Origin of the sequence: Pandoraea sp. PE-S2R-1, assembly GCF_002179865.1 — a bacterium.
GTDB lineage: Bacteria > Pseudomonadota > Gammaproteobacteria > Burkholderiales > Burkholderiaceae > Pandoraea.
Genome location: NZ_NGUR01000015.1, coordinates 599635 through 623551, shown reverse-complemented (window position 1 = coordinate 623551; position 23917 = coordinate 599635). Strand labels below are relative to the sequence as shown.

Genomic DNA, 23917 nt, shown 5'->3' with positions numbered 1-23917 from the left:
CGTGCCGGACGCCCTCTGCCCCTTGATCTTAGGGGGTGTGCGTGACATTTTGACCGTCGTCAAAATTACGCCGCATTACCGTCATGTGAGGCGCCGCGCGTACGGTTTTGAAAGGCTTTTATGTTATGATTCAAGAGTTTGCCCATATTTTAGTAGGGTCGCTCTAGCCATATCGCCAGGACGCGGCCAAGTTACAGGCGCTTCATCGCCGTCCTTCAGCGACGGCAGGGGTTCAAGACGTGAAGCCGGACGGCGGGGGCCGTTCGTGTCGCGGTCACCGTTTTGTCTGTCGAAATTCGGCGTAAACTTTCACAATACTATCTTGAGTCCTGGTGTAAGGTCTCGCGACCTTGGGGGTAATTGAAATGAACGAAATGCTGTATCCCGAACTGTACAAGTCGCTGGAAGCAGTGCGTTGGAACATGGAGAAGGACATTCCGTGGGACAAGTTCGACGCGAGCCAACTCACCGACGATCAGGCGCGCACCATCAAGATGAATGCCATCACGGAATGGGCGGCACTGCCGGCCACCGAGATGTTCCTGCGCGACAATCGCGACGATAGCGATTTCTCCGCCTTCATGAGCGTGTGGTTCTTCGAAGAGCAGAAGCACTCGCTGGTGCTCATGGAATACCTGCGTCGTTTCCGCCCGGACCTCGTGCCGAGCGAAGCCGAGCTGCACGCCGTGCGCTTCCCGTTCGACCCGGCGCCGCCGCTCGAAACGCTGATGCTGCACTTCTGCGGCGAAATTCGCCTGAACCACTGGTACCGCCGTGCTGCCGAATGGCACACCGAGCCGGTGATCAAGGCCATCTACGAAATCATCTCGCGTGACGAAGCCCGTCATGGCGGCGCGTACCTGCGCTACATGAAGAAGGCACTGACGAGCTTTGGCGATAACGCACGTGCCGCGTTCGCCAAGATCGGCGTGCTGATGGCATCGGCGCGCCGCACCGAAAAGCCGCTGCACCCGACCAACCTCCACGTGAACAAGGACCTGTTCCCGAACGACACGGTGCAATCGCGCCTGCCGGAACCGGAATGGCTTGAGCACTGGCTCGACGAACAGATCAAGTTCGACGACAGCTGGGAAAAGAAGGTGGTCGAGCGCATTCTGCACAACATGTCGCTGCTGTTCGAGCGCACGTTTGCGACCGCGACGGATCTGAACCGCTATCGCAAGGAAATCACCTCGCGTCTGGCGGCAGTGACGACGCCGGCAGCACCGGCCGTTGCGACTCCGTCGTAATCTTCGGCATTGCGAAAAAAAAGGGGCTTCGGCCCCTTTTTTGTTGCCTACGGGCGGCCGTGGGACAATACCGCATTCACTTTTGACAGACAGTCATGCAACTCGCTCAAGCTCCCGATTTCGAGGCGAAAGTCCTCACGCGTGATGCCCTCGTGGCACTCGCCCCCCGACTGCCGCGTCCGCTGGTATTCACCAACGGCGTGTTCGACATCCTGCATCGTGGTCACGTCACCTACCTCGCACAAGCGCGGGCTCTGGGTGCCTGCCTGATCGTTGCCGTGAATACCGACGTGTCCGTGCGCACGCTCGGCAAGGGCGACGACCGTCCCATCAACAACGAGAACGACCGGGCGGCACTCCTTGCTGCCTTGCAGAGTGTCGACTATGTGGTGACGTTTGGTGAATCGACGCCTGAAGCGCTGATCGCCGCCGTGCGCCCCGACATTCTCGTCAAGGGCGGCGACTACGACATGGACAAGCTGCCCGAATCGGCGCTGGTGCGCGGCTGGGGCGGCAAGGCGGTGGCCATTCCGTTCGAACATCAACGCTCGACGACGGCACTGCTCAAGAAGGTTCGACAATCATGAGTCTGGCACCGCTGGTAGAAGTCACACGCGGCGCGAACGGCATCGATACCGTCGAGTGCATTCATTACGGTGCCGTCGCCGTGGTCGACGCGACAGGCCAGTTGCGCTATGCCGCAGGCGATCCGTCGTTTCTCACCTTCTCCCGTTCGACGCTCAAGCCGTTTCAGGCGCTGCCGTTCGTGGAAGGCGATGGCGTGGCGCATTTCGGGTTGACGCAGCCCGAACTGGCGTTGCTGTGCGCGAGTCACTCGGGCGAGGCGTTCCACGTCGAGGGTGTCAAAAGTCTGCTCGCCAAGGCCGGTTGCGATGAACACCATCTGCAATGCGGCTGCCATACCCCGACGTTCTATTCCGCCACGGGCAAGCGTGCGCCGGCCGATCTGAAGCCGACGGCGTTGCATCACAACTGTTCGGGCAAGCACGCCGGGTTTCTGGCGTATTGCGCGCAACATGGTTTGCCGTTGGAGACGTATCTCGATCCCGCGCACCCGATGCAGAAGGCGATCCGGGCGCGTGTCGGCGATGTGGTCGGTGTGTCGGGAGATGCATTGCCGCTGGGTATCGACGGCTGCTCTGCACCGAACTATGCGTTGCCGCTTGAGAAGCTGGCCGCGGCCTACGCCAAGTTGTCGGCAAGCGACGATGCGGCGCTCTCGACATTGTTCGCGGCGATGACGCAGCAACCGCAGATGGTGTCCGGCACGGCGCGCAACGATCTGGCGTTCATGCAGATGGCACCGGGTGACTGGGTGGCGAAGATCGGCGCGGATGGCGTGCAGACCATTGGTGTGCGCTCAGCCGGTCTGGGCATTGCCATCAAGGTGGTCGATGGCAACATGCGCGCCCTATACACCGCAGCGGTCGCAGTGCTCAAGGCGCTTGGGCTTGTCGATGCGCCGGAAAACACCGGCCTTGCACCGTGGGTCGAACCGACCATCAAGAACGCGCGCGGTATCCACACGGGCGTTGTGCGTCCGGTGGTGCAACTCAAGCGCGTGGGTTGAAGTTTCCGGCGAATTACGCTCAGTGTGTTCCCGCAGGCGGGCTGCCTGTGGGGGCCGGACACGCCTTGACCAGTTGTGCGGACCACTGCTGCGTCACCACACCGCGAATCTGCGCGGCCGCATTCGCGTTGATGCCGCCAATCCGGTAGACGATCCGGCTCTTCGCGTTCGGGCGCTCGCTCAGTTGCGGCGTGATTCCCTTCTTCTGCGCCATCGCCATCAGGCGCACCGCGCGCTCGCGATCGTTGAACAGGCCAAGCGAGACGACCAGATTCGAGCCGTCCCCGTTGAGCAGCGAGTATTCGGTCACGCCCACCGAGCGCAGCAGCGCGACTTGCTTGTCTACCGCGGCCTTGTTCGGCACAGGATCCAGATGCACCCAGTAGCGTTTATCGACGGCGACGGACTGTATGTCGCCCTGACCTGACGGGAGTGCCGCGAGCAACAGGCCGCGCGCCTGCTGTGCATCGTCGGCTGCGAACGGACCCACGTCCAGACACGTCGAGGCGGCCGCTGCCGCCGCAGCCTGTGATGCCGCTGCCGCGTCTCCCGAGACCGCTGCGGGTGCAGTGGCTGCGATCGCCTGACTTGCCGCGACATCGGCGGCGGAGGGGGGGGACGGTGCCGATGATGCCGAGGCGGCGCTGGCTGGCGCTCCGGCGCTCACACCCGCACTCGCGTCGCTTGCGCTGCCCTTATTGGTATTGCCCGCCGCAGACTTCGCTGACGAATCAGCACCGCCAGCGGCATTGCCCGGTTTGACCGCGACGACCGTCTCGCCGCTGATCTGTGCGCCTGCGAGGCGAATGCGTCCCGGCTCCAGTTGTTGTGCGATACGCGTTGGCTCGCGTCCCGTGGTGGGCAGAATGTCTCGCCACTTGAGCCATCCGAATTGCACGGCAGCCAGTGCCGCGTTGGCGGCCAGAAACATGATCAGCAGCAGCGCACGCAACATCTCAGGCACCTCCCGGCGCGCGTCGGTTTTCGCGCGAATCTTGTGGGGTCACATTGGCTGGCGAATGCGCCGAACCGGCGAGCAATGCCGCGTCGGCCGCCGCACGAATCGCGACCTCGTAGAGCCCCGCAGGCACCAGTTGATCGTGTTCGGTGAAGGGCAGGGTGAGTGTCTGCGCCAGCGCCTGACGCGCGCCGCCGGACAGCACACACCGCACCGGTGCGCCGAGTCGGGCTTGCAGTTGCGCGTGATTTCGTTCGACGAGGCCTGCTTGCGCGGCAAGGCATCCGCGCAGAATCGCGTCGGTCGTGTTGCGTGCGAAGTCTTGTCCACCGCTCGGCATGGTCGCGTCCAGTGTCGGCAACTGGGCGGTGCCCTGCCCGAGCGAGCGCAGCATCAGTGCCGGCCCCGGAGCGATCAGGCCGCCGAGATAGTCGCCGTCGGCACGCAAGGCCTCGACGGTCGTTGCCGTGCCCAGCGTGACGATCAGCAGATGTTCCCCCGGCCACGCGGCGTGCGCGCCAATCAGACTGGCCCAGCGGTCACTGCCCAACTGCGCTGGCGTGTCGTAACCGTTGCGCACCCCGGCGCGCGCTTCGCTCGCATGCAAGACCTGTAGCCAGTCTGACGACGCCATCCCCCACAGCGTTTGCAGCGTCATGCGCACGGCCTGTTCGGCCGCGTCGCCGGCGACATTGGTCAGCCACACGCCAGCCGGTTCCGGGCAGATGAAGCCCTCGTCCTGCCCGCCCTGACCGATGGCGAGCGGGGCAGTGTTGGGAGTGAAGTGAGGGGCGTCCGATGTGCTGGAGGATTTGCTGCCCGACGTGTTGCCGGATGTGCTGCCCGATGTGCCGCGCGCCAATGCCGACCACCCGGCGCGAATTTGCGTGGCGAGCGTGCGCCACTCGGCGTGGTCGACGGCACCGCTGGCGAGAAACGCCGGTGAGGCGGCTCGCCAATCGTCCGGACGCTCCGCGGGTGCGAGCGCCCACTTGATTCGGCTATTACCGGCGTCGACCAGCAGCCACGGGGCTTTCGCCAAGATGCTTGCGGGCGTAGACGACGGCGTCTGCATCGCCGCCGCTGTCGCTTTCGCTGCTGTCGTCGCCATCGGCGTCGCGGAGGCCTTGGCCGGCTTCGATGCGTTCATCGGCGGCTTCCTCGCAAGGCTGACGGTGCATCGGTATCGGCACCGGTAGCGGCATCGGTAGACGAATTCACGAGTCGCACGGAGACCTCGCCGCTAGCGATGGCGCGTTCGCCGCCATCGGTCGCCACGCGCAGGCAGCCCTGCGTATCGACACCCAGCGCAACGCCGTGCAGCAGATCGCGTCCGTGTTCGATGACCCGAATCGAAGCGCCGCTGTACGCGTGCATGGCTTCCCAATCTTCACGGAAAGCACCGAAACCCCGTTCGCCGAAACGCTCGAGCATGACGGCAAGCCGCTGAATCAGCGCGGCGAGCACCGAGGTCATGTCGGGTGCCGGAAGAATCGATTCGAGGGCGGCGGGCGGTGTGGCAGGAATGGCAGGGATGGCCGTGGAGGTCTGCGCATGGCTCGATGCGGCACCGGTCTTGTTGTCCGAAGTTGCCGAGGCACCATCGATGCGCGCGGCGACGTCGCCGGCCTGGCGCAGATTGACGCCGATGCCGATGACGACGCCGATGCGTCCCGGGCCAGCGGGCACGGTTTCGATCAGAATGCCGGCGAGTTTGCCGCCGCGAAGCAGCACGTCGTTGGGCCACTTCAGGCCGAGCGCTTGCGGCGCCGACAACGGCAGGTCCGATAAGCCCTCGACAACCGCGACGCCTGTCGCCAGCGACAATCCGGCCAATTCGGCGGGCCCGCCGGGCAAGACATAGGCGAGTGAGAACGTCAGGCTATCGCCGGGCAAGCTCTGCCATGCGCGTCCGCGCTGGCCGCGCCCGGCGGTCTGGACCATGGCAGCACGCACGACCGGGGCGCACGAGGCGTCTTCGCGCAGCCGGGAGAGCAGGTCCAGATTGGTGGAGCCGGTGCTCTCGACCACTTCGATTTGCCAATCGCGGCAGGCCGCGCCAAGGCGCGCTCGGACGCCGTCCCGATCAAGACGGCGGCTGGCAATGTCGGTGGCATGGATAGCGGCTTTATTCATGGCTGCTATTGTAACGGCGGGGCTTGCGCCGCGCCGCAGTGCCCTGCAACCACGGGCATTTTTCGGCATCATCCGAGTCCAAACTCGGCCGATTCCGGCATGTTTTCAGCCGCCCTCGGGTTGCCATCGCCCGGTCGCGCCTGTACCGTACAATGACCGCGTTTTGCCGGATTCCGCCCGGTCCTGTTTGGTCCTGTTTGGTCCTGTTGTCAGGAGACCCCCAGTTTTGAATCTCGATGCCGTGCCCACCCTGGAGCTGTCCCCCTCGCCGCAAGGCCCGGTGGTGATGCTGCGCGGGCTGTGGACAGCGCTTGCGCTCTCACAGCGCAAGAAGATGTTGCTCCAACTCGTCCATGCGCTGCCCAGTGGCGAACTCGCGTGGGATCTCACCTGCGTCGAGCGCCTCGATCACGTGGGGGCACAGGCATTGTGGCGTTACTGGAATCGCCGCTTCCCCAAGCAGATCGCGCTCACGCCGACGCAACGCGCGCTCTTCGACCACCTCGCCGAATTCGATCGGACGCGGCAGAGCCCGGTGCCGACCCGCTATGTCGATCCGGTCAGCCGGCTCGGTTATTCGCTGTTTTCACTTGGCGATCACCTGCGCGGCGGTATTTCCATGTTCGGCCGGTTCGTCATCGACCTCGGGCGCGTGGTGCGGCACCCGATGCGCGCGCCGTGGCTCGAGATGTCCGCCAATATCTACAGTGCCGGGGCCAAGGCGCTCGGCATTACGGCATTGGTGGCGTTCCTGATCGGCATCGTGCTGTCGTACCTCTCGGCGCAACAACTCAAGCTATATGGTGCGAGCACGTTCATCGTGAACATCCTCGGCCTGTCGGTGATTCGCGAGCTGGGGCCGGTGCTCTCGGCCATTCTGGTGGCGGGGCGCTCGGGCTCGGCGATTACGGCGCAACTCGGTGTCATGCGCGTGACCGAAGAGCTCGATGCCATGCGCGTGATGGACATCTCGCATAGCCTTCGCCTCATCTTGCCCAAGGTCATTGCGCTGGCGATTGCGATGCCGTTGCTGGTCATGTGGACGAACGTCGTCGCGCTGCTCGGCGGTGCACTGGCCGCCAAGTACGAACTCGGGATCGGCCTGCACTACTTCTTCACGACGCTGCCTAACGCCGTACGTATCGCCAACCTCTGGATCGGTCTTGGCAAGGGCGTGGTGTTCGGGATGTTGATCGCGCTGGTCGCGTGCCACTTCGGCATGCGCGTCAAACCGAATACGCAGAGTCTGGGCGAGGGTACGACGCAGTCGGTGGTGACATCGATCACGGTGGTGATTCTGGCCGACGCGGTGTTCGCGATTCTGTTTCGCAACGTGGGGATCGGCTGATGAGCGAATCCACGATCCACGATCTCTCGAAGGCGCCGGGCGCCGGCGCGACGGAACTGTCCGATGTGGCACGCCCCGGCACGGCGGGCTGCCCGCCGGTCGCTGCGACATTGGCGGGCGACGCCGAGCCTGTCATCGAAGTGCGCGATCTGACGAAGCGCTATGGCACGCATACGATTCACGAGCATCTCGATCTGACCGTGCGCCAAAGCGAAATCATCGCGCTGGTGGGTGGTTCAGGGTCGGGGAAAACGACGCTGATCCGTCAGATCATCGGGCTCGAAGCGCCGACCAGTGGTCATATCAGCGTCTTCGGTCACGACATCACGATGATCGACCGGCGTACGGCGCATTTGCTGCGCCGTCGTTCGGGCATGTTGTTCCAGCGTGGCGCCCTGTTCTCGGCGATGACGGTGTTCGACAACATCGCGCAGCCGCTGCGTGAACTGCATACGTTGTCGGAAGATCTGATTCGCGATGTGGTGATGTACAAGCTCGAGATGGCCGGCTTGTCGGGGCGCATGGCGAACCGGATGCCGTCGGAGTTATCGGGCGGGATGATCAAGCGGGTCGGCATCGCGCGCGCGATTGCGCTGGAGCCTGAGCTGCTGTTTCTCGACGAGCCGACGGCCGGGCTCGATCCGCAGGCATCGGACGAATTCGTCGACATGATTCGCGGCCTGCACCGCTCGCTGGGCCTGACCGTGGTGATGGTCACGCACGATCTCGATACGGTGATGATGCTCGCGACGCGGGTGGCCGTGCTGGCCGATCGCAAGGTGCTCATTAATGCGCCTGTCGAAGATGTGGTGCGCGTCGATCACCCCTTCATTCACAGCTTCTTCCTCGGTGAGCGCGGCAGACGCGCGTTGCTGGCCTTGCCCGCTGCGCGGCGTCACAAGATTTCGGAGTTACTCGACGATGGAAAATAAATCGCACGCCTTTATGGCGGGCCTGTTCACGCTGGTATTGCTCACAGCGGTCGCGGCGGCCGTGTACTGGTTCAATCGCGACAATCGTGTGCGCGTGCCTTACGACCTGGTCTCCCGAACCAACGTGAACGGCCTGAATCCCGAGTCTGCTGTTCGCTATCGCGGTCTGGCCGTGGGCAAGGTGGATTCGATCAAGTTCGATCCGCGTACGCCGGGTCAAATCCTGATTCGCATTCTCGTGAACGAAGGCACTCCGATGACCAAGTCGACGTACGCCACGCTGAGCTATCAGGGCGTGACGGGGCTCGCTTTCGTGCAACTCGACGACGATGGCCGCGACCGCACGTTGCTGCCGTCCTCGGAGACGCAGGTCGCACAGTTGCGGTTGCGTCCAAGTTTTATCGATGAATTGCAGAATCGCGGCAACACCCTCGTGCGTCAGCTTGAGCAGGCGAGTTCGTCGGTCAATCAATTGCTGTCTGCCGACAATCGTCAGGCCGTGATCGACTCGGTCAACAGTGTGAAGATGGCCGCGCAGAGCGTGAATCGCGTTGCGCAACAGCTGGAACCGGTGACCAAGCAACTGCCCGAGACCGTGCGTGAGCTGAACGGCACGCTGGCCGGCGCGAACAAGCTGGCGGGTCAACTGACCGACCCGCAGGGCCCGCTGGTGCGCAATCTCGATAGTGTGGGACGCGCGGCCGATCAGGCGGCGTCGAGCCTCGCCGCATTCCAGGCGACGACGCAGACCTTCGAGGGCTCGCTGCAACAAGAGGCGTTGCCACGGTTGAATACGCTGTCCGATGATCTGCGCACGACGACGCAGGCCGTGGGACAGGCTGCCGAGACGATCAATCGCAATCCGCGCGCGCTGCTCTTCGGCACGTCGCCGCCACCGCCCGGACCGGGTGAGTCGGGCTTCGCGTGGCCCGGTGGAGCGGGCCGATGAGAGGCGCGACCGAATTGCAAAAGGATACCGACATGATTGAATCCATTCGTGGCGCCCTGCGCGCGCTACTGCTCGCCGCAGGTACGGCGGCGCTCGTGGCCGGGTGTGCAACGAGTACACCGTCCGGCGCATTGGCTCGCTACGATCTCGGTCCGCCGACGATGCCAGCGGCATCATCGACATCCGGGGCATCCGGGGCTTCCACGGGGACGCCCGACATCGCCAACACGGCAAATGCCGCTGCATTGGGTGCATCGGGTGCCGCGCGCCTGTCGCCGCTCAAGGTCGTCGTCAACGCGCCGAACTGGCTGGACTCCGATCTGATCTATTACCGCTTGCCGGCCAGCGATGGCGATCAGGCACGTGTCTACGCCAACAGCCGTTGGCTCGCGTCACCGGCCCGGTTGTTCGGTGACCGGCTGCGTGTCGCGCTCGCGGTCGACAGACCGGTGCTGGCCGCAGGCGATCCTACGGCGGCACCTGCATTGCGCGTTGAACTCGACGAATTCGCGCAGTACTTCGACAGTGCGTCGACCAGCCACGGTGTGGTGCAGATTCGAGCGACGTTGTTCGACGGGCCGAAGCTGCTGGCGCAAACGACGCTGCGCGCACAGGCTCCTGCGGCCACGGCCGATGCAGCAGGTGGCGCCCGCGCACTGGCGGCAGCAAGCGATACGGTGCAGACGCAACTGATTCAGTGGCTGGCTGGCCGAGTGCCGACACCGGCGCCGTCGACCACGACGCGATCGGCACCTGCCTCGCGTGCAGTGCCTGCCACGGCACCGCGATCGGACGCCGCGCCGGATGCCTCGCCGCTGTCGGCGGCCACGCGCTAGCGCCCCAGCGTCAATGCCCGAGCCGGACATCAAACCCTGGCAACGACGTGCCTCGCCGCTCACGCGTCAGGCGCTGCTTTGCCTGATCTTGCTCATCGCGTACGCGAGCTTGTATCCGTTCGAATTTCAGCGTGCGGTGGTCGGCCCGTTCGACTATCTGTTCGCGCCGTTGCCACGCTGGATGACGATGTTCGATGTCGTCACCAATGTGCTGGGTTATATCCCGCTCGGCATGCTCACGGTGCTGGCGTTGCATCCTGCGTGGCGAGGCACGCGTGCGGTATTCGCGGCGTTTGTGCTTGGCACGCTGCTGTCGGGCGGTATGGAAGCGTTGCAAACGTATTTGCCCACACGCGTGGCTTCGAACGTCGATCTTGCGACGAATGCGCTGGGGGCACTGATCGGCGGTGCGCTCGCGGTTCCGCTCACGAGCCCGTTGCTCGATCGCGGCTGGCTGCGGCATCTGCGCTTCGCATGGTTTGAGCGGCACGCGAGCGTGTTGCTCGTGCTGCTGGCCTTGTGGCCGTGGGCGCAGGCGTATCCGCAGCAGTTTCTCTTCGGCGACGGCGATCTGGTGCGTCAGATCTGGCTCTGGCAAGACCCGGATATCACCGATCTCGTTCTGGATTGGGTGCCGCATCTCGGTCAGTTGCAGGACTACCTCTCTGCGCTTGATGCTGTGGCAAGTCATGCGCTTTGGGAGACCGTGGTCACTGCCAGCGGCACCATTCTGGCCGGGCTGCTCGCGACGCTGGCCATGCGGCGCGGGGCACCGCGTGTGCCGCTGCTTTGCGCGATGTTCATCAGCGCGTTCGCCATCAAAGCCGCTGCTTCGGCGTGGCAGTTTTCGCCCGCACAGGCGTTCGATTGGGTGACGACCGGCGCGATCTATGGGCTCGTTGTCGGCACCCTCGTGTTGATGGTGGCGGCACGCGGGCCGCGCGTGTTGCGCGGGGCCGTGGCGCTGGCGGCGCTGATCGTTCTGCTGGTTTTCGTGAACCTGTTGCCCGCCAACCCGTACTACGAGGCGGCGTTGCAGTCGTGGCGGCAGGGCCGCTATGTGCACTTCAACGTGTTGGCACGCTGGCTCGCGTGGACGTGGCCGTATCTGGTGCTGATCTACCTGCTGGCGATGTTCGATCCGAGCCATCGCGGGCCGGCGCGCACCACCGGGAAGGTCGGTTAGAATGGCCCGCAACAACGTTGCCAACCCCCCACAGAGCGACCGACATGGCCACCCAGGCGCAGTATTACCAGCATCACGTCTTTTTTTGTCTGAATCAGCGCGAACCGGGCGCAGACCGGCCTTCTTGTGCGAATTGCAACGCTCAGGCGATGCAGGAATACGCCAAGAAAAAGGTCAAGCAGCTCGGGCTGGCCGGTCCCGGCAAAGTGCGGGTGAACAAGGCCGGTTGCCTTGATCGCTGCGAACTCGGCCCAGTCGTCGTGATCTATCCCGAAGGGACTTGGTACACGTACATCGATGAGACCGACATCGACGAGATCGTCGAAAAGCATCTGGCGCAAGGCGAAATCGTCGAACGCCTGCTGATCGACTGACGCGGCCCGTCGCGTGCGTTCAGGCGCGCGTTCAGGTCTTATCAGGCGATACCAGAATCACGAGGCAATCCCGGCGCGACCGGGCATTGCCGGACTCATCCGCTTTCATCAGGCTTCACGTCACGCATCACTCATGAACGCTCAAACCGAACGCTTTACCATCGACGGCCCGGTCGGGGCCATTGAAATCGCCATCGACCGTCCGGCGGGCGAATTGCGCGGCATCACGCTGGTGGCGCATCCGCACCCGCTCTTCGGCGGCACGCTCGACAACAAGGTTGCGCAGACGCTGGCGCGTGCCTTCGTGCAACTCGGTTACGCCGTGGTGCGCCCGAATTTCCGCGGTGTCGGCAAGTCGGAAGGCGAGCACGACAAGGGCATTGGCGAGCGCGACGACTTGCTGGCCGTCATCGACTGGATGCGTCAGCAACCGGGCTGGGATACGCCCCCGATGGCGCTCGCGGGCTTCTCGTTCGGCACGTTCGTGCTCTCGCACGTGGCCAAAACGCTGGCAGACGCCGGTACCCCCGCGCAACGTCTCGTGTTCGTCGGCACGGCCGCGAGCAACTGGGATGTGGCGCTCGTGCCGGCCGACACGCTCGTCATTCATGGCGAAGTGGACGACACGGTGCCGCTCCAGTCGGTACTCGACTGGGCGCGTCCGCAAACGCTGCCGGTGGTGGTCATCCCCGGTGGTGAGCACTTCTTCCACGGCCTGCTGCCGCTGCTCAAGCAGATCGTGGTCGATGCGTGGCGCTATTGACACACATCGGGCGGATTTCGGGCGGTAACCCTCCCGACGCTGGGGTACGCAAATCACGGCGGGTATAATTCGTTCCTGAACCTGTCAGGCGATGCCGGGTCTATTGATTCCGACATGCCTGGCACCGGCACTTCGGTGCCGCTGTCCTCTTCACCGTGCCGCTTTCGTGTTTTTCCAATCGCGACAGTGCGCGCGGTGCTCAATCAAGCGCAGATGCCCCTGAGCCTCACTTCGTTTCTCTCTTCGCCAATGAAATTCAACGCTTCGCTGTCCCGTGCCGCCGCTGCCGCGGCGCTCGTCGCTTGTGGCTCGCTTGCTGCACTCCCGGCCCGTGCTCAACAGATTCCGCCGCCGCCGATGTCGGCCAAGGCGTGGACGATCGTCGACGTCACCAGCGGTCAGGTGCTCGCCGCCGGCGATCCGGAAGCGCGCGTGGAGCCGGCTTCGCTCACGAAGATCATGACCTCGTATCTGGTCTTCGAAGCGCTGCGCGACAAGCGCATTTCGATGGACCAGACGGTCATTCCGGGCGAGTCGGTACGCAAGGTGGGCCGCGACGAGTCGCGCACGTTCATCGAAGCGGGCAAGCCGGTCTCCGTGCACGATCTGGTGTACGGCATGATCATTCAATCGGGTAACGACGCGTCCATCGCGCTGGCCGAACTCATCGGCGGCTCGCAACCGGGCTTCGTCGAACTGATGAACCGTGCCGCGCAGCGTCTTGGCCTGAAGAACACGCACTACACCAACGTCGACGGCCTGACCGACCCGCAGCACTACACGACGGTGGCCGATATCGCCGCGCTGTCGACGCACATGATTCAAGACTTCCCCGAGTACTACAAGATCTACTCGGAGAAGAGCTTCACGTACAACAACATCCGCCAGCCGAACCGTAACCGTCTGCTGTCGCTCGACCCGACCGTCGATGGCCTGAAGACCGGCCACACGAAGGAAGCGGGTTATTGCCTCGTGTCGACGGCCTCGCGTCCGCTGCCGGGCACGCCCGGCGTGAACCGCCGCGTGCTGTCGGTCGTGGTGGGTGAGCCGACCGAGCGCGCGCGCGTGCAGGACAGCCTCTCGGCGCTGAACTACGGCTATCAGAACTTCGACACGCTGCGTGTCTACGGCGCGAATCAGGTCGTCGCTACGCCCAAGGTGTGGAAGGGCAAGGAAAGCGAGCTGAAGATCGGCGTGAAGAAGGACACCTTCATCACCGTGCCGAAGGGCGTGGCCGACAAGATCAAGCCGCAGCTCGAACTGCGTGAGCCGCTGATCGCCCCGATCGCGAACGGCGCGCAGGTCGGCACTGTCAAGGTCATGGCCGACGGCAAGCAACTGGCCGAATTCCCGGTCGTGGCGCTGGCCGACGTGGCACAAGCAAGCTTCATCGGCCGCGCATGGGATGCGCTGCGCCTGATGTTCATGAAGAAATAAGGACGATCCCGTGCCCTGACGCCTGCGCGTCGCGGCACGGGGGTATGGCCGAACCGTATGACGGATCGGCGCCTCGCCGGTCAGGTCAGGCCGGCAAACGCGAGGCGCGCCCCAGAGGCGCGTTTTGCAATTTTGTCGTGCGCGACATGCGCCCCCTGCAAACATGGACAACCCCACCGTCTGGCTCAATGGCGACCTGATTCCGCTCAGTGACGCGAAGATTTCCGTTCTCGATCGCGGTTTCCTGTTCGGCGACGGCATTTACGAGGTCGTGCCCGTCTATCACGGCAAGCCGTTCCGTCTGGCGCAGCATCTCGACCGCCTTGAGCGCAGCCTCGCCGAGATTCGCATCGTCAATCCGTACACCCGTGCCGAATGGGAAGCGCTCTTCGCGCGCCTGTCGGCCACGTGTGCTGCCGATCCGCACAGCGTGTACGTTCAGGTCACGCGTGGCGTGGCACCGCGTCAGCACACGTTCCCGAAGGACATCACGCCGACCGTGTTCGGCATTGCCACGCCGCTCACGCTGCCGTCGCGCGAGAAGGTCGAGCACGGCGTAGGCGCCGTGACCCACGAAGACCGTCGCTGGCTCAATTGCCACATCAAGTCGACCTCGCTGCTGGGCAACGTGCTGATGGCGCAATACGCGGCCGATCACGACGTGCAGGAGACGGTGCAATTCCGCGATGGCTGCCTGACCGAGGCGTCGTCGAGCAACGTGTGGGTGATCAAGGGCGGTGAAATGTTTGCGCCGCCGCGTGATAATCGCATTCTGGAAGGCATTCGCTACGGCGCGCTCGAAGCCTTTGCCAAGGAATGTGGCGTGGCGTTCCACGAGCGCCCAGTCAGTGAAGAAGAAGTGCGAAACGCCGACGAGCTGCTGATCACGTCGGCGACCAAGGAAGTGCTGGCAGTCGTGCGTCTGGACGACAAGCCGGTGGGCGACGGCAAGCCGGGCCCCGTCTTCCGCGCACTGTATGCGGCTTATCAGCGAGCCAAGGAGGCGCTATGACGCCGGAGAACAAAGAAAGTCTGCTGGAGTTTCCGTGCGACTTTCCCATCAAGGTGATGGGCAAGATGCAGCCGGATTTTGCGGACGCCATCGTGGCGTTGCTGCGCGAGTTCGATGCCGAATTCGATGCAGCCACCGTCGAGATGCGTCCGTCCAGCTCGGGTAACTACCTCGGCCTGACGGTCACGGTGCGGGCCCACTCGAAGGCCCACCTCGACGATATCTATCGCGCACTCACCGGCCACCCGCTGGTCAAGGTCGTGCTGTAACGCGGTTGAGATGCCGGGCGACACGCCACGCGCGATGCGGGTGGCGTGTTACTCCTGCCGCATTCAGGCAGCATTCACGCCGCATTCACGCATGCGTCGGTGCGCCGTCGTCCGGCGGTAGCGCCGGTGCCAGCCCCAGTTGAGCGTCCGTCGTCAGCGTGCCTGCGGTAGACGCCATGCCTGCTGCGAGCGCTTCGGGGCTCGCCTGTGCTGGTCGGCGCTGCATATGCATCACGGCCTCAAAAGCGGCCATTTCCTCCAGAAACCACGTGCGAAACGCTTGCACGCGCTGCGTTTCCAGCACCCCCGGCGGACACACGAAGTAGTAATCCCATTCGCATGGCGTATCGACATCCGACAGGCGCACCAGCCGTCCGGCCATGATGTCGCCCACCGCCAGCGAGCGCCGCACCAACGCCACGCCCTGACCGACGATGGCCGCTTGCGAGAGCATCCCCGAATCCTGATACATCATGCCCTGCGTCGGTTCGGGAATATCGAAGCCGGCCGCCGCAAACCACGGCGACCACGGCTCCCCTTCCGAGCGTAGCAACGTGCTGTGCCGCAATTCCGCCGCCGACTGGGGCAGACGCCCGCTGTTGTACGTCGGCGCGCAGGCCGGGAAGAACACGTCCTCGAGCACTTTTTCGATATGCAGGCCGGGCCAGTTGCCCTTGCCCATGCGCAGGGCGATGTCGACGTCGTCGCGCTCGAAGTCGATCAGCTCGGCGCTGCAACGCAACTCCACTTCCAGTTCGGGGTGACGGTCGATGAAGCGCCCGATACGGGGCGTGAGCCAACGGCTGGCGAACGACGGCATGGTGGTGAGTACCAATCGCCGCTCGCTGCGCGTGCCGGCTTGCAACTTGCGGGTGGCCTGCGCGATATCGCCGAGTGCGGCGCGGATCGACACCGCATATTGCCGGCCAGCGGCCGTCAGGCTGATGCGCTTGCCGTTGCGGGCAAACAACTGCGTGCCCAGTTCCTGCTCCAGTGCGCGAATCTGATGGCTGATGGCGCCGTGCGTGACGAACAGCTCCTCGGCCGCGCGGGAGAAGCTCTCCAGACGCGCGGCCGCTTCGAACGCGCGCAGAGCACTCAGATTGGGAAGTCTCCGAAGATCCATGTGAGCTTTATTCGCAAGGCCGTGAAAATATGTCGTTTGGTTAAGCGCTTGGCAGTCCCTATGATTCAGTCATTGTCTCGCACTGAGTGGGGGTCGTAAAATGCAAAACAATTTGACAAAGGTCCAGTATTTTTACGGCATCCGGCCGGGCGAAGTCGTCAGTCTCGACTTGCACCATGAGCATACGCTCGTCGCACGCGGCGCGGCAGTCTGGGTGACGCGAGCCGGAGATCCGCGCGATTACTGGCTGATGCCGGGGCAGCGCCTCGCTGTGGAGCCGGGACGCCGTTACTGGGTGTCGTCGGACGACGGCGCCGAGGCCGAGCTGGAGCGCGAAGTGGCGCATCGTTTCCCGCTGGTGCGCGAGTTGCGCCGCTGGCTGGCCGGACGTCGTGCGGCACGTGAGGCGAATTCCTGCGCATCTGCCGCTTGATTTGCCTGCGGGCCACCGGCCCTTGTGGCTTTCCACAACCGTCAAACTTCACGCGTTCTCGCGGCAGATGATGCTGCGGAGCGCGTGAGTCGTTTTAAACATTCACTTGATGTCAATTGAATTCACATCAAGGCGCGCAATAATCAAACGAAAATACGCTGCGATAGCGGGAGATTTGACTGAATGACGCAAGGTTCTACGCCGGCTCGCACGACGCCGGCCGTTTCCACGCCAGCCGCTGCCACGCCGACTAAGTCCGGCAATACGGGGCATGGCGCACCGGACGCCCACGCTGACGAGCGTCTGGGCCGCTGGTTGATGGTTGCCGCGATGGTGATTTCCGGCACGATCGGCTACTTCGTGCTGATGTCGGGGCAGCCGGCGCTCAATGTGGTGTTCTTCCGGTGCCTGATCGGCGCGGCCAGTCTGTGCCTGTGGTGCGCCTATCGCGGCTACTGGCGCGGCTTGCGTCTCGCGCGCTGGCAAATCGTGAACGTGACGCTCGGGGCCATTACCCTCGTCTCGAACTGGTTTTTCCTGTTCAGCGCTTACAAGCTCACATCCGTGGGCATCACGACGGTGGTCTACAACGTGCAGCCGTTCCTGCTGGTCATGGCGAGCGCGATCATCACGCGAGAGCGGCCATCCATGGCGACGCTCGGGTTTCTCGGTCTGGCGTTCGCGGGGCTGGTCATTCTGGCTGAACCGGGCGGCGTGCACGGCGCGGGCTACCTGCTCGGCGTGGCGAGTGCGCTGGCGGCGGCGTCGCTCTACGCGGCAACCACGTTGTTCACCAAGAAGCTGGCCGGCACCCTTCGGCCGGAGATCATTGCGGCGCTGCACATGGTGATCGGCGCGGTGGTGTTCGTGTGGATGGCCGATTTCGGGCACCTCCCGGGCGGGCCGCGTCAGGTAGGCGCGATCGTCACGCTGGGCCTGTTCCATACGACATTCATGTACCTGCTGCTCTACGGCGCGTTCCAGAAGGCGTCGACATCGAGCCTTGCCGTGTTCGGCTTCGTGTATCCGGTGGTGGCGGTGGCGGTCGACTTTCTGGCGTTCGGCATCGTGTTGCACCCGACCCAATGGCTGGGCGGGGTCATGATTCTGGTCGCGGCCGGGTGCTATGCGCGAGGGTTGGGCGCGGCACCTGTGAAGAAGGCAACCAAGAAGGCAAGCGCAGCTTGAGCGTGAACTTCGCCGCGTCGGTCCGAGCAAGACGCGGCGGGTTTCGTTAAAATCGCGTTCATGACCTCCCCGATCGAAGTGTGCTGGCGCGGCACCGAAGACTACGCCACATCGTTCGACGCCATGCGCGCCTACACCGATGCGCGTGGCGCGCACGGCCCGGATCAACTCTGGATCGTCCAGCATCCCCCCGTTTATACGCTGGGACTCGCCGGCGACCCGGCTCACCTGCTTATCGCCGATAGCGGCATTCCGCTCGTCAAAGTCGACCGTGGCGGCCAGATCACGTATCACGGGCCCGGCCAAGTGGTGATTTACCTGCTCGTAGACCTGCGCCGCCGCAAGCTTGGCGTGCGCGAACTGGTGCGGCTGATCGAGCAGGCGGTGATTGATACCCTTGGAGCGTATAATCTCGCTGTTGAGCGCCGGGCTGGCGCGCCGGGCATCTATGTGAGCCCGGGCGACGGCACCGAAGCGCATGCTGGCGCGAAAATCGCCGCTCTCGGGTTGAAAATCCGCAACGGATGCAGTTATCACGGCGTGTCGCTGAACGTCGCGATGGATTTGCGCCCGTTCGACTGGATCAATCCGTGCGGTTACGCCGGTTTGCAAACCGTAGACATGGCCACGCTCGGCGTGGCCCCCCGCTGGGACGAAGTGGCCGCGCGACTGGCGCAGCAACTCGGCCATCACCTCGAACAGCACCCCGCGTCGGCCGATGCCGCGCCACCTGCCGACGCTGCGCCCCACGCAGACCCGGCAGCCAGCGCGAACGCCGCCGCCTGAATGGACGCCTGGAAAGCCCCATCATGACCACCACCGTGAACGACACCGCGAGCAAGGAAGTTCGCACGATCGATGGCGAATACGACGCCACCGCCAAGCAAAAGTCGCAAGCCAAGACCGCGCGCATTCCGATCAAGATCGTGCCGATCGAGCGCTTGAAGAAGCCGGACTGGATTCGCGTGAAGGCAGCGACGCACACGTCGCGGTTCTACGAGATCAAGCAGATTCTGCGCGAGCACAACCTTCACACCGTGTGTGAAGAGGCGAGCTGCCCGAATATCGGCGAGTGCTTCGGTAAAGGCACGGCCACCTTCATGATCATGGGTGACAAGTGCACGCGCCGTTGCCCGTTCTGCGACGTGGGCCATGGCCGTCCGGACCCGCTCGACGTGGACGAGCCGCTGAACCTCGCGAAGACCATCGCGGCAATGCGCCTGAAGTACGTGGTGATCACCAGCGTTGACCGTGACGACCTGCGCGACGGCGGTGCCCAGCACTTTGTCGATTGCATTCGCCATGTGCGCGAGCTCTCGCCGCAGACCCGTATCGAAATCCTGACGCCGGACTTCCGCGCGCGTTTGGACCGTGCGCTGGGCATCCTCAACGCTGCCCCGCCCGATGTGATGAACCACAATCTCGAGACGGTGCCGCGCCTGTACAAGGAAGCGCGTCCGGGCTCGGATTACCAGCACTCGCTGACGTTGCTCAAGGAATTCAAGGCCGCCCATCCGGACGTTTCGACGAAGTCGGGCCTGATGGTCGGTCTGGGCGAGACGGATGAGGAAATTCTGGAAGTGATGCGAGATCTGCGTGCCCACAACGTCGACATGCTGACGATCGGCCAGTATCTCCAGCCGTCGGAACACCACCTCGCGGTGCGTCGCTACGTGACCCCGGACACCTTCAAGATGTTCGAAGAAGAGGCCTACAAGATGGGCTTCACGCACGCTGCGGTGGGCGCGATGGTTCGTTCGAGCTATCACGCTGACGTGCAGGCGCACGAAGCCGGTGTGGCCGACGCTATCTGACGCGAAGCCCATGCCCTCGGGCCAAAGCCCGAAGCAAGTCGTAGCAAAAAAGCAGCGGACTGTCCCCGGACGGTCCGCTTTTTTATTGGGCGGAGCGCTTAGCATGCGCAGAGTGATCGGACGTGGCCGGGCGTGGGTAGTCGTTTTTTGAGCGCCGACGTATTTCACGCGCCGGAAAAGTCATTACGAGCCATCACAGACGTCGCCCGGTTCATCACGTAATACGCTCACGAAACGCCCGTGACCGTAGGCAAAACCTACGGAACGCTGGCCGTTCTACCGGCAACTTCGGTCAATCGACATACCTGCATCCGCAACTCGCCGGCAGCCGCGCCGAAATATGTTGTAACAACCATCACCTTGTCGGCCCCTCGGCGTTGTTTCAAAATATTGAAACCTTGTTTTGCTGGTCAAAACGAAGGGCTCCCTATGAATAGGCGAGCGTTCCGAACGTACGCGAGGAGACGGCATGTCCCGTCAGGTCACCGAGGGCCGATATTTTGTGGAAGCGCCGCAAGCCGGGCGAGGGGGGCAATTGTGCCGCCTGCCGCTGGTCTTCGACGCACCGCACAGCGGCCAGGTGTTCCCGCCCGACTTCGACACGATCGCGCCGACGGCGGCAATTCACGCGTGTGGCGACGCCTACGTCGACGAACTGTGGTCCATCGTCACGCAACACGGTGCGACGCTCGTTGCCGCGCTCTTCCCGCGGGCCTATATCGACCCGAATCGCGCCGTCCACGACCTCGACCCCGAGTTGATCGCGAGTCTGTGGCCGCACGATGCGCGTCCCGAGGCGTATAGCGAGCGCGGTGTCGGCCTGCTGCACCGCTTTGCCGCACCGAACGTGCCGCTCTACGACCGCCGCCTGAGCGTGGCCGAGGTGGAGCGCCGCATCAACGATTACTACCTGCCCTACCGTCAGGCGTTGCGCGGCGCGCTCGACGCCGCCCGCAACGAATACGGCGTGGTCTGGCATCTCGATTGCCACTCCATGAGCTCGCGCGGCGGCGCACTCGACCCCGATGCCGGGATGTCGCGCGCCGATGTGATCGTGAGCGACTACGACGGCACCACCGCCGACCCCGCGTTCTCGCAATGGCTGGTCGACGAGTTCACGCGACTGGGGTTTCGCGTCGCCTACAACACGCCTTATCGCGGCGGCGACATCGTGCGCCACTTCGGCCGGCCCGCAGAGCGTCGGCACAGTGTGCAGATCGAGCTGAACCGGGCGCTCTACATGAATGAATCACGCGACGAGAAACATGAAGGTTTCTCGTCGCTGCAATCGCAACTTGGGCAATTTGCGGCGGCGCTCGCCGCGTATGCCGAACAACATAGCGAGGAAGCTTGATGGACTACACAGTCGCTTCGGTCGACACGGCGCTTTCGCTGCTGTCGCTGGTCGGGGAATGCCCCGGTCTGGGTGTGACGGAACTGGCGCAACGCGCCGGCCTGAACAAGTCGCGTGCCTTTCGCCTGCTGGCGACGCTCGAACAGCATCGCTGGGTCGTGCGCGAGGGCAGCCCCGTCACCTACGTGCTCGGTGCGCAAGCGCTGGTGCTGGGCGTGGCCGGCCACGAGCAGGTGAATCTGGTGAAGGTGGCGCATCGCCATATCCAGTCGCTCAACCGCGCGCTCAACGAAAACATTCAACTGCGTGTGCGCGATGGCCTTGAGTCGCTGTGCGTCGCCCGCGTGGAATCGACCCACGAACTGCGCGTGCACGGCGTGGTCGGCAATCGCCGCCCGCTGTACGTCGGCGCGTCGGGGCGCGTGCTGCTGGCATTCGCGTCGGACGACGTGCGCGCGCAGGTGCTGGGCCGCCCGCGCAAGCGCTTCACCGCCGGCACGCTGATCGAGCGTGACGAACTGGCGGCGGAATTGCTCAACGTGCGCACGCAAGACTGCGCCGTGAGCTTCGGTGAGCTGGCCCCGGAGGCCGTCTCGGTCGCCGTGCCGGTGCGCGATGCGTCGGGCGAAGTGATTGCATCGCTGTCGGCGTCGGGCCCGTCCTCGCGCATGACGCGTGCGTTGCTGCCGGACATCTCGTCGCGTCTGTCGACCTGCGCTGCGGAAATCTCTGCCGAGCTGGGTTATCAGGTGCAAGTGCCGGAAGTGCTCTCGGCCTGAGGCCGTCAGCCATCCGTCCGTTGTCTTGATGGGCCGGCGCTTCAACAGCGTCGGCCCATCGTCACGTCATCTCCCCACGACGGATTTTTCATCGTTGCGTTGTGCGGCCGCAGTCTCGGGGTTTGCCCCCATCCGCTTTACGTCATTTCCCGATTTCACTCAATTTTCTGGAAATCCGGAAACAATATCCTGCGTTTTTCCGGATTTCCGTATACCCGACCATCGGGTTTTCCACACTTTCTCTCAAATAAATCAAAGACATAACTTGCTGGCATGACTATTGCTTTCTAACGCGCGTGCTGCTGCGTTGTCTGGATTCCCGATAACGCGCAAGCCGATCTAATAAGAGAGGAGACCTTATGTTCAAGCAATGTCTTGCCGCCGCGGCCTTGTGCGCGGTTTCGCTGCACGCTTTCGCCGACGATCTGGTGCGTCTGGGCAACCTGAAGTTCGCCCACTACGGCGCCGTGTCGTACATGAAAGTGATAGGCCCGAAGTACGGCCTGAAGATCGAAGAGCGCATGTTCGCGAAGGGCGTGGACATCATGCCGGCGATCGTGGCCGGTCAGATCGACGTGTCGGCAAGCGCGCTTGACGCCGCTATTGCTGGCCGTGCGCAGGGGGCGCCGATCTATGCAGTGGCAGGTTTCGCCAAGGGTGGCGTGCGCCTGGTGTCGAAGAAGGGCATCGCTGTCACGAAGGTGGCCGATCTCAAGGGTAAGAAGGTAGGCGTGGCCCGTGGCGGCGCGCAGGAACTCATCCTCTACGCAGAACTGGCCAAGGCCGGTCTCACGTGGTCGGATCAGCCGGGTGCCAAAGACGTGCAGATTCTGTTCATGGCCTATGCCGATCTGAATCAGGCCCTCGCCGCCGGCAGCATCGACGCCATGTGCCAGTCGGAGCCGCAAGCCTCGCAAGCCATCAACAAGGGCTTCGGCGTCGAAATGCTCAAGCCGTATGACACGCCCATCGGCGAACCGGTGCGTGCGCTCGTGATCACCGAAAAGCTCTACAAAGAAAAGCCGGACGTCGCGCAGCGCCTGATGTACGCCTTCGTCGAAGCGACCGACTACTTCATCAAGAACCCGCAAGCGGCCGAGAAGTACGTGCGTGAAGACATGTTCAAGAACCAGATCACGCAGCAGGACTTCACCGACGCCATCGGCAACTCGCCGTATAGCTACGATCTGAGCACCTCGCACGTGCAACTGACCACCGACCTGATGAAGCAGTACGGCGTGGGCAAGCTGCAAGATCCGGTGCCGAAGGCTAACGACTGGGTCAAGCTCGACCTGCTCGCCAATGCCAAGACCAAGCTGAACATCAAGTAAGGCGAGGTCACTAGTGGCAGCTGTTATGGCGTTTTCCGGCACGCGTGCTTCGCGCGCGCTACGCGGCGTGTTGATTCCGCTCTCGGTCGTGGTGATCTGGCAGATCGTCACCGGCCTGGAGTGGATCAACCCGATCATTCTTCCTTCGCCGCTCGCCGTCGTGGCCAAGTGGTGGCAGTACCTCAAGCCGACGGTGACGATGGCCGAAGGCTTCGGCGCGTGGCTGCATTCGAGCGAGCTGCTCACCGATGCGGCCAACAGTCTCTATCGCGTGATCATGGGCTTTCTGGTCGGCACGGTGATTGCCCTGCCGCTCGGTCTGCTCATGGGCACGAGCCCCCGTATCTACGGCCTGTTCAACCCGCTGGTGCAGGTGGTGCGCCCGATTCCCCCGATCGCGTACATCCCGCTGGCCATTCTGTGGTTCGGTCTCGGCAACCCGCCGGCGTTCTTCCTCATCGCGCTCGGGGCGTTTTTCCCGGTGCTGATGAACACGATCGCCGGGGTGCGCCATGTCGACGGCATCTATCTGCGCGCCGCACGCAATCTGGGCGCCGGCCAGTTCACGATCTTCCGTCGCGTGATCATGCCGGCCGCTACGCCGTACATCCTGTCGGGCATTCGCATCGGTATCGGTACCGCTTTCATCGTGGTGATCGTGGCCGAGATGATTGCCGTGAACAACGGCCTCGGCTACCGCATTCTGGAAGCGCGCGAGTACATGTGGTCCGACAAGATCATCGCCGGCATGCTGACCATCGGCCTGCTCGGTCTGGTGATCGATCTGGGCATGGATCGTCTCAATAACCACCTGCTCAAGTGGCATCGTGGTCTGGAAACCAAGTGAGGCG

The 23917-nt window shown here is 63.7% G+C and carries 24 protein-coding genes and 1 pseudogene; 21 read left to right on the top strand and 4 right to left on the bottom strand.

What is annotated here, in order from left to right:
• Positions 1-365 precede the first annotated feature (365 nt).
• From CDV44_RS20270 to CDV44_RS20260, 3 genes are all read left to right on the top strand, one after another.
• A complete protein-coding gene (locus CDV44_RS20270) occupies positions 366-1250 on the top strand; it encodes a ferritin (RefSeq protein ID WP_087690002.1) in 885 nt (294 codons plus the stop codon).
• A 95-nt stretch (positions 1251-1345) separates the two neighbouring features.
• Positions 1346-1837, top strand: coding sequence for a D-glycero-beta-D-manno-heptose 1-phosphate adenylyltransferase (gene rfaE2, locus CDV44_RS20265; protein WP_058377036.1), 492 nt, complete (start codon positions 1346-1348; stop codon positions 1835-1837).
• Positions 1834-2841, top strand: a complete 1008-nt coding sequence (locus CDV44_RS20260; protein ID WP_087690000.1) for an asparaginase — start codon at positions 1834-1836, stop codon at positions 2839-2841. Before rfaE2 ends, CDV44_RS20260 begins: the two co-directional genes overlap by 4 nt.
• Before the next feature lie 19 nt (positions 2842-2860).
• Here the strand turns inward: CDV44_RS20260 and CDV44_RS20255 are convergent, their stop codons facing one another.
• The 3 genes and pseudogenes from CDV44_RS20255 to CDV44_RS20245 all read right to left on the bottom strand — a co-directional run bounded on the left by CDV44_RS20255 (position 2861) and on the right by CDV44_RS20245 (position 5935).
• Positions 2861-3796 (bottom strand): hypothetical protein, encoded by a 936-nt coding sequence (locus CDV44_RS20255; protein WP_087689999.1) that lies wholly within the window; start codon positions 3794-3796, stop codon positions 2861-2863.
• 82 nt (positions 3797-3878) lie between these two features.
• Positions 3879-4874: pseudogene (locus CDV44_RS20250) on the bottom strand (type III pantothenate kinase); the annotation flags it as partial.
• A gap of 71 nt (positions 4875-4945) precedes the next feature.
• Positions 4946-5935, bottom strand: coding sequence for a biotin--[acetyl-CoA-carboxylase] ligase (locus CDV44_RS20245; RefSeq protein ID WP_170936049.1), 990 nt, complete (start codon positions 5933-5935; stop codon positions 4946-4948).
• Positions 5936-6161: 226 nt separating this feature from the next.
• Between CDV44_RS20245 and CDV44_RS20240 the strand changes: the two genes are divergently transcribed.
• The 10 genes from CDV44_RS20240 to CDV44_RS20195 all read left to right on the top strand — a co-directional run bounded on the left by CDV44_RS20240 (position 6162) and on the right by CDV44_RS20195 (position 15041).
• Positions 6162-7283: an ABC transporter permease gene (locus CDV44_RS20240; RefSeq protein ID WP_058377041.1), complete on the top strand. Its 1122-nt coding sequence runs from the start codon at positions 6162-6164 to the stop codon at positions 7281-7283.
• On the top strand, positions 7283-8215 hold the full coding sequence (locus tag CDV44_RS20235) for an ABC transporter ATP-binding protein (RefSeq protein ID WP_087689993.1): 933 nt from the start codon (positions 7283-7285) through the stop codon (positions 8213-8215). The genes CDV44_RS20240 and CDV44_RS20235 overlap by 1 nt, the downstream gene beginning before the upstream one ends.
• The gene (locus CDV44_RS20230; protein WP_087689991.1) at positions 8205-9164 is read left to right on the top strand and encodes an MlaD family protein; all 960 of its coding nucleotides are present in this window, start codon (positions 8205-8207) and stop codon (positions 9162-9164) included. The genes CDV44_RS20235 and CDV44_RS20230 overlap by 11 nt, the downstream gene beginning before the upstream one ends.
• A gap of 32 nt (positions 9165-9196) precedes the next feature.
• Entirely contained in the window at positions 9197-10000 is an 804-nt protein-coding gene (locus tag CDV44_RS20225) for an ABC-type transport auxiliary lipoprotein family protein (RefSeq protein WP_170936048.1), read from the top strand.
• Positions 10001-10013: 13 nt separating this feature from the next.
• The gene (locus CDV44_RS20220) at positions 10014-11186 is read left to right on the top strand and encodes a VanZ family protein (RefSeq protein WP_087689987.1); all 1173 of its coding nucleotides are present in this window, start codon (positions 10014-10016) and stop codon (positions 11184-11186) included.
• Positions 11187-11230: 44 nt separating this feature from the next.
• On the top strand, positions 11231-11560 hold the full coding sequence (locus CDV44_RS20215) for a ferredoxin (RefSeq protein WP_058380043.1): 330 nt from the start codon (positions 11231-11233) through the stop codon (positions 11558-11560).
• A gap of 133 nt (positions 11561-11693) precedes the next feature.
• Positions 11694-12323, top strand: a complete 630-nt coding sequence (locus tag CDV44_RS20210; protein WP_087689980.1) for an alpha/beta hydrolase — start codon at positions 11694-11696, stop codon at positions 12321-12323.
• 213 nt (positions 12324-12536) lie between these two features.
• Positions 12537-13760 carry a D-alanyl-D-alanine carboxypeptidase family protein gene (locus CDV44_RS20205; protein ID WP_058380044.1) on the top strand — a complete coding sequence of 408 codons (1224 nt, stop codon included), beginning with the start codon at positions 12537-12539 and terminating at the stop codon, positions 13758-13760.
• A gap of 163 nt (positions 13761-13923) precedes the next feature.
• A complete protein-coding gene (locus CDV44_RS20200) occupies positions 13924-14772 on the top strand; it encodes a D-amino acid aminotransferase (protein ID WP_087689978.1) in 849 nt (282 codons plus the stop codon).
• A complete protein-coding gene (locus tag CDV44_RS20195) occupies positions 14769-15041 on the top strand; it encodes a DUF493 family protein (protein WP_087689976.1) in 273 nt (90 codons plus the stop codon). Before CDV44_RS20200 ends, CDV44_RS20195 begins: the two co-directional genes overlap by 4 nt.
• A gap of 85 nt (positions 15042-15126) precedes the next feature.
• Here CDV44_RS20195 and CDV44_RS20190 read toward each other — a convergent pair whose 3' ends face one another.
• Entirely contained in the window at positions 15127-16167 is a 1041-nt protein-coding gene (locus CDV44_RS20190; RefSeq protein ID WP_087689974.1) for a transcriptional regulator GcvA, read from the bottom strand.
• Positions 16168-16267: 100 nt separating this feature from the next.
• On the opposite strand from CDV44_RS20190, the gene CDV44_RS20185 reads away from it, so the two are divergent.
• The 8 genes from CDV44_RS20185 to CDV44_RS20150 all read left to right on the top strand — a co-directional run bounded on the left by CDV44_RS20185 (position 16268) and on the right by CDV44_RS20150 (position 23913).
• On the top strand, positions 16268-16600 hold the full coding sequence (locus CDV44_RS20185; RefSeq protein ID WP_058377049.1) for a DUF2917 domain-containing protein: 333 nt from the start codon (positions 16268-16270) through the stop codon (positions 16598-16600).
• A gap of 183 nt (positions 16601-16783) precedes the next feature.
• The gene (locus CDV44_RS20180) at positions 16784-17788 is read left to right on the top strand and encodes a DMT family transporter (RefSeq protein WP_087689972.1); all 1005 of its coding nucleotides are present in this window, start codon (positions 16784-16786) and stop codon (positions 17786-17788) included.
• Between the two features lie 60 nt (positions 17789-17848).
• Complete coding sequence (gene lipB, locus CDV44_RS20175) at positions 17849-18574, top strand: lipoyl(octanoyl) transferase LipB (protein ID WP_087689970.1); 726 nt, start codon at positions 17849-17851, stop codon at positions 18572-18574.
• A 23-nt stretch (positions 18575-18597) separates the two neighbouring features.
• Positions 18598-19602 carry a lipoyl synthase gene (lipA, locus tag CDV44_RS20170; protein WP_058377052.1) on the top strand — a complete coding sequence of 335 codons (1005 nt, stop codon included), beginning with the start codon at positions 18598-18600 and terminating at the stop codon, positions 19600-19602.
• 469 nt (positions 19603-20071) lie between these two features.
• The gene (locus CDV44_RS20165) at positions 20072-20956 is read left to right on the top strand and encodes an N-formylglutamate amidohydrolase (protein WP_087689968.1); all 885 of its coding nucleotides are present in this window, start codon (positions 20072-20074) and stop codon (positions 20954-20956) included.
• The gene (locus tag CDV44_RS20160) at positions 20956-21735 is read left to right on the top strand and encodes an IclR family transcriptional regulator (RefSeq protein WP_058377054.1); all 780 of its coding nucleotides are present in this window, start codon (positions 20956-20958) and stop codon (positions 21733-21735) included. The genes CDV44_RS20165 and CDV44_RS20160 overlap by 1 nt, the downstream gene beginning before the upstream one ends.
• Before the next feature lie 359 nt (positions 21736-22094).
• The gene (locus CDV44_RS20155) at positions 22095-23066 is read left to right on the top strand and encodes an ABC transporter substrate-binding protein (protein WP_058377055.1); all 972 of its coding nucleotides are present in this window, start codon (positions 22095-22097) and stop codon (positions 23064-23066) included.
• A 25-nt stretch (positions 23067-23091) separates the two neighbouring features.
• The gene (locus CDV44_RS20150) at positions 23092-23913 is read left to right on the top strand and encodes an ABC transporter permease (protein WP_087689966.1); all 822 of its coding nucleotides are present in this window, start codon (positions 23092-23094) and stop codon (positions 23911-23913) included.
• The last annotated feature ends 4 nt before the right edge of the window (positions 23914-23917 follow it).